The sequence below is a fragment of the Streptomyces sp. genome (genome assembly GCF_031178505.1).
GTDB lineage: Bacteria > Actinomycetota > Actinomycetes > Streptomycetales > Streptomycetaceae > Streptomyces > Streptomyces gulbargensis.
The window spans coordinates 1-5,615 of sequence record NZ_JAPSIW010000473.1; the positions used below are offsets into that span (position 1 = coordinate 1).

At 69.0% G+C, this 5,615-nt stretch carries 4 protein-coding genes, 1 tRNA gene and 2 pseudogenes; all 7 read left to right on the plus strand.

Features of this window, described 5'->3' with window-relative positions; all coding sequences use genetic code 11:
• The first annotated feature begins 11 nt into the window (after positions 1-11).
• Positions 12-85 (plus strand) — tRNA-Met (locus RIF68_RS25535).
• Between the two features lie 178 nt (positions 86-263).
• Positions 264-806: a hypothetical protein gene (locus tag RIF68_RS25540; protein ID WP_309053653.1), complete on the plus strand. Its 543-nt coding sequence runs from the start codon at positions 264-266 to the stop codon at positions 804-806.
• A 367-nt stretch (positions 807-1,173) separates the two neighbouring features.
• Positions 1,174-2,112, plus strand: coding sequence for an SbcC/MukB-like Walker B domain-containing protein (locus RIF68_RS25545; RefSeq protein ID WP_309053654.1), 939 nt, complete (start codon positions 1,174-1,176; stop codon positions 2,110-2,112).
• Positions 2,113-2,865: 753 nt separating this feature from the next.
• On the plus strand, positions 2,866-3,543 hold the full coding sequence (locus RIF68_RS25550) for a restriction endonuclease (RefSeq protein WP_309053655.1): 678 nt from the start codon (positions 2,866-2,868) through the stop codon (positions 3,541-3,543).
• Between the two features lie 263 nt (positions 3,544-3,806).
• Positions 3,807-4,295, plus strand: a pseudogene (locus RIF68_RS25555) (DEAD/DEAH box helicase family protein); the annotation flags it as partial.
• Positions 4,296-4,613: 318 nt separating this feature from the next.
• Entirely contained in the window at positions 4,614-5,102 is a 489-nt protein-coding gene (locus RIF68_RS25560; RefSeq protein ID WP_309053656.1) for a helicase-related protein, read from the plus strand.
• 129 nt (positions 5,103-5,231) lie between these two features.
• Positions 5,232-5,615, plus strand: a pseudogene (locus RIF68_RS25565) (hypothetical protein); the annotation flags it as partial.

Genomic DNA, 5,615 nt, shown 5'->3' on the forward strand with positions numbered 1-5,615 from the left:
GGGGACACCGACGCGGGGTGGAGCAGCTCGGTAGCTCGCTGGGCTCATAACCCAGAGGTCGCAGGTTCAAATCCTGTCCCCGCTACTGCCGAAGAAGCCCGGATCTACACGATCCGGGCTCTTTCGCGTTCCCCGGACGATCCTCACCGCGCCATCTGTTTTCTCCCGCCTGGCGCCGCCGCGTCGGTTACGTCCTGGGAAGTGGTGTACGGGTTCCCACCTGATCCGGGCGTTTAGCCCGGCGTCGGAGTGAGCGTCCGGATATGAGAACGGCCACCGGCCACCCTCCGTGCCACACGGCAGAACTGGCCGCACTCGACCGCGAGCGCCAGCAGCTCACCGAAACCCTCACCGACGCCCAGGAACGGCTCAACACCCTTCCCCAACGCCGCGCCGCCCTGGCCGCACGCCTGGAAGACACCCGCAGCGCACAGGAGACCAGCCGCGAACTCACCCCCACCCTCAACCTCGTCGAAAAGCAGCTGGAAGCCGCCAGACGCCGTGACGCCCTTGACCAGCAGATCAGCGCCGCCCACAAAGTCCTCAGCCAGGCCGAGAAGGACTCCGAGCAAGCCGCGAAAACGTACATCGACATCCGGCGCCGTCGTACAGACGGCATCGTCGCCGAGCTCGCCGGCCGGCTCGTCTACGGCGAACACTGCCCCGTATGCGGTTCCCCCACCCACCCCGCACCCGCCACCGCCCAGCCAGGCCAGCCCACCGCGCCGACGAACAGGCCGCCGAAGCCGCCCACACCCGCGCCCAGCAGAGCGAGAACAAGGCCAAAGAGACCCTGGCCCACCTGAACGAACAGGCCGCCACGGCACGCGGTGAAGCCGGCGGCGACACCCCCTCGCCGACCTCACCGCCCACCGCACAACCCTCGAACAACACCTCGCCAACGCCCTCTCCCAGACATCTGACGCCGGACCGGCCAGCGAACAACTCGCCCACCTGGAAAAGGAGCAGGCCGAAACCGAGCACACCCGCAACACCGCAACCGCACGCCTGGGCGCCGCCGACGCCACCTACGACAGCCTGCACACGCAGCGCGAAGAGCTCACCCACCGCCTCGCCACCGCCCTCAACGGGCACGCCACACTCGCCGACCGCATCACCGACCTCACCCAGCACGCCGGCCGCCTCGAGGCCGCCGCCGCGTGCGCGGCCACCGTGACAGCAACCGCCGCAAGCCGCCACAGCGCCGCCGCTCTCGCGGAGCAGGCAGCCCACGCGGCAGGCTTCACTTCCCCGGCCGAAGCCTCGGCCGCCCGCCTGCCCGACGACGAACTCACCGCGATCGAGAGTCAAATCACCCACTGGCGTGAACAGTGCCTCGTATTGACCGCCCGGCTCGCCGAACCCGAACTGCAGGCAGCCATCGACCAGCCTCCGGCCGACCTCGAGCACGCCGTCACCGAACTGAACACTGCCACCGCAACCCACTCCCGCACGGCAGCCCTCGCCACCCAGGCCGCCGACCGGACAACCGCCCTGGCCACCCTCACCGCTCAGCTGGACACCCACATCCAGCGCCTGGAACCCCTCGAGGACACCTACCGCACCGTCGATCACCCCCACGGCCTCATCAGCGGCGGCTCACCCAGCAACCAGCTCCGCATGCAACTGGAGTCCTACGTACTGGCAGCCCGCCTCGAAGACGTCGTCGACGCTGCCAACACCCGCCTGTCACGCATGTCCCACCACCGCTTCACCCTCGTCCACTCCGACGACAGAGCCGCCCGAGGCGCCAAATCAGGCCTGGACGCCCTCGACGCCTGGAGCGGACACAAACGCCACACCGACACCCTCTCCGGCGGCGAATCCTTCTACGTCTCCCTGGCCCTCGCCCCGGGCCTGGCCGACATCGTCACCGCCGAAGCCGGCGGCCAAGCACTGGACACCCTCTTCATCGACGAAGGCTTCGGCACCCTCGACGAAGACACCCTCCACCAAGTCCTCGACGTCCTGAACTCCCTACGCGCCCACGACCGCACCGTCGGACTCATCAGCCACGTCCCCGAACTCCGCCGCCGCACCACCCAACGCCTGCACATCTCCAAGAACATCGACGGCTCCACCCTCACCCACCTGACCGAAGCGGCCGAATGACCCCACGACGGACGCCGGACCCGCCCTCGCCGACGAAACGCAAGCCCCACGCCGCGCACACTCGCAGATCTCCAACCTGCCGTCGGCTCAAGGCGTAGCCACAACCGCCGGGGCTGCCTGTACCCCTCTCGGCCCCGCCGAGAAAGGCAGCCCCACAGCGCTCCCGCGTCGAAAGCCGCCCATCCCTGAAGGCACCCGACCTGCCTCCCAGAAGGAGCGCATCGAACACGTACTGCTTCATGCCATTTCTGCATGTGATCGAAGTGACGGAAACAGAGCACTGCGGTGCATGAGCACCTGCATCGGCCACCGCAGCCGTGCCAGAACACGCCAGTCCAGTCCGCATGACAGGAGTTCCCGCAGATCCGAGAACCACTGTCCCGCATGTTCGAACACCGCCGGACCCGTGACCGCATCACGGCGCGTTTTCGAGGCACTGCCAAGGCCTCCGCTGATCAAACCGGCGGATTTGTCAGTGCCCGCTGCTACACCTAATTCCCAAAGATCAGACCGCAGTCGGCGGCCTGACGACACGGAGGAGGAAGCAGTGGCGAAGCCGCCCGAGGGCTACTACAAGGTGCGAAGCCATTACCGACGCAAACCCCGCCCCAGCACGAAGAAACTGAGCGGCTGGTCGATCGCAGGGCTGATCGCGGTGGTGTGGCTATGGACCCAGCTCATCGGCTTCGGGGAGGCCTCCCCGACAACACCGCAAACCCCTACACCATCAGTGTCAGCGAGCGCGGGCCACTGATGCCCCGCCGCTCGCCCCGGCTACGCCCACCCCGCGGCGGCAGGGAACAGGCCGCCGCCGCGGCCGTCGCCTGCGCCGCACTCTGGCTGCTGGCCAAGATCGCCACAGTCACATGGCAGGCAGCCGTCCGCATCTGGCCATGGCTCGCCGTCCTCGCCGCTCTCGCCCTCGGCTACGCAGCCTGGCAGTTCATCCGTGAACTGCGGGCCCGAAAGGTGCGGGCCCAGACGCTGGCCCGGCTCCGGATCACGCTCGCGCAACTCGACGCCATGGACAACCGGGCCTTCGAGTTCGCCCTACGTGACCTGCTCCTCCGGGACGGCTGGAACGCACGGCAGGTCGGCCGACAAGGAGACCAGGCCGCAGACGTCATCGGCGAAGACCGCCAACGCGGCAGAATCGTCCTGCAGGCCAAGCACACGACCGTCGCCGGCAAGGTCGGCTCCTCAGTGATGTACCAGGTCAAAGGCACCGCAGGCCCCGCGCACGGAGCTGATATCGCAGTCGTGGTCACCAACGGCTCCTTCACCCGGGACGCCAAAACATGGGGCGAACGCCACCAAGTGCACTGGATCGACCGGGACCGCCTGCACCGGTGGGCCGAACACGGCACGCCCCTGCAAGACCTTCTGCGCCTGCCCACGCCACGCAAGACAGCCATCCGCCGGGCTGCCTGAAACCAAGCGGAGAAAGCCCGAGCCCCGAACCGTCGCCCCGTATCCGCATCCGACAACACTGATCATGGGGCGCGCATGGGCTCGCAGCGCGCCCCCGCCAGAGCAGAGACACTGCGCCGCACCCCTGCTGTACGCGAGAATGAACGCGAGTCAGCCCCTCCTGCATGCCGAGGAAACGCGCGATGACCGCCAGTCCCACCGCAACAGAACACCCCGGGCGTCTGGTCCTGCGCACAGACCAGTAGGAGGGCCTCGCCAACACGGTTCGCCACCTGCGCCGCCCGCGCACCCGCGGGCACGCCGTCTCGGCCTGCGGCACCGGCAAGACCCTCTTCGCACTGCGCGTAGCCGAGGAACTCGGCGTGCGGCACCTGGCAGTGGCGGTGCCCAGCCTGGACCTGGTCGCACAGTGGGCAGCGGCCGCCCGCGCAGACGGCCGCCGCGAGCCGATGATCACCGTCTCCTCGCTACGCGCCGCCTCCCACCCGTTGCTCGCCGAGGCCGAGGTCGACTCGGCCAACGCGGGGGAGTACCTGGCCTACTGGCTCGGCCGCCACCCCAAAGCGACGGTCTTCTTCACCTACGACTCGCTGTCCAAGATCGAAGAGGCCCAGCACTCCGCGATCTTCCCCGCCCCCCTCTTCGGCCTGCTGATCGTGGACGAAGCCCACGCCACGGCCGGCACCTGGGAGAAGAACTGGACTGCGCTGCACGACAACGAGCGCATCCCTGCCGAGCGCCGCCTCTACCTCACCGCCACCCCCTATGTGTGGGACGCCCCCCGCCTGACCGAGCCGCCCACCACCAGAGCGCAACCCAAGCGCACCACCGCCACCGCACCCGCCTGGGACGACCCAGCCCTGCTGGCGACCATGGACCAGCCGCAGATCTTCGGCCCCCGCCTGCACACCTACTCCCACGCCGACGCCATCGATGACGGCGTCCTCGCCGACTACCAGCTCGTCGTCCCCACCGTCACCGACACTGAACTGCACAACGCGCTCACCGATCCTGAAGCCGGGCCCACCGCGCGCCGCACCACCGCCCTGCACTTGGCCATCCTCAAAGCCATGCGCGAGCAGGACCTGCGGCACGTGTTCGTCTACTTCCAGCAGATCGCCGACGCCGCCGACTTCGCCCGCCAGTTCGCCCACACCCTGCGCACCCTCCCCGACGAACTGCGCCCCGACTTCGCGGACGACGTCGTCGTGCAGTCCATCGACGGCACCCACAGCCCCCACCGGCGCGCCGACAGCGTCGCCCGCTTCAGCAACGCCGAGCGAGGCGTGCTGGCCAACGCCAAGGTCCTAGACGAAGGCGTCGACCTGCCGGCCGTCGACGCCGTCGTCTTCGCCGACCGCACCGCCAGCGTCCGCCGCATCGTCCAAGCGCTCGGCCGCGTGTCGGCGTACGAGGTTCTCTCCCCAGGTGCGTACGGGCGAACGTCCCCGGCTGCTTGGCCGCAGTACGGCCGGGGACGGCCGGTAGCCCGCCGGTCTTGGGATAAGGCGATCGGGTCCGCAGCCCCTCCGCTCAGCGAGGCCCGTAGGCGCCCTTGACGGACCGGCTCGCCTGGACGATCACGGGACTCTGACGGCCGGGGTCGCGGCGGTCCTTCGGTGACGGCGCGCCCGCCCGTGTGATCCAATGGCCGCGGCGCCAGGACCTCGCGAACGGAGCACGAAAGCATGTCGACGGTCATACCTGTGCCCGACAACTGGCGACCGTTGGTGAGCAGTTGGGAAGAGCTCCGGCACGGCTACCACGCCGGGGACAAGGATGAGACGGTGCGCGGCTGCGCCCGCCGGCTCGACACGACGGCGCCGGGGTCGGAGGGCGATCCCGTGCTGTTCTGGACGCTGGGTCTGCTGCTGCTCGCACCCTACGTGGCCTTCGGTAACCCCGGCCCGGGAGTCGAGGACGAGGTCGTCACCGTACTGAGCCAGGTCGCGCGCGGTGACGACGGCAGGACGTGCGTGCACGGCTGGCATCCGTACGAGGCCGACGTGGACGATGATGTGCTCGAGCGACTTCCCAACTGGCTGGCGGTGCTGAGCTCTCCGGTGAACCAG

Excerpts from the sequence above, each read along its gene's own strand:
- RIF68_RS25560 (WP_309053656.1), top strand. The coding sequence starts at position 4,614 with ATGCGCGAGCAGGACCTGCGGCACGTGTTCGTCTACTTCCAGCAGATC.
- RIF68_RS25540 (WP_309053653.1), top strand. The coding sequence starts at position 264 with ATGAGAACGGCCACCGGCCACCCTCCGTGCCACACGGCAGAACTGGCC.
- RIF68_RS25550 (WP_309053655.1), top strand. The coding sequence starts at position 2,866 with ATGCCCCGCCGCTCGCCCCGGCTACGCCCACCCCGCGGCGGCAGGGAA.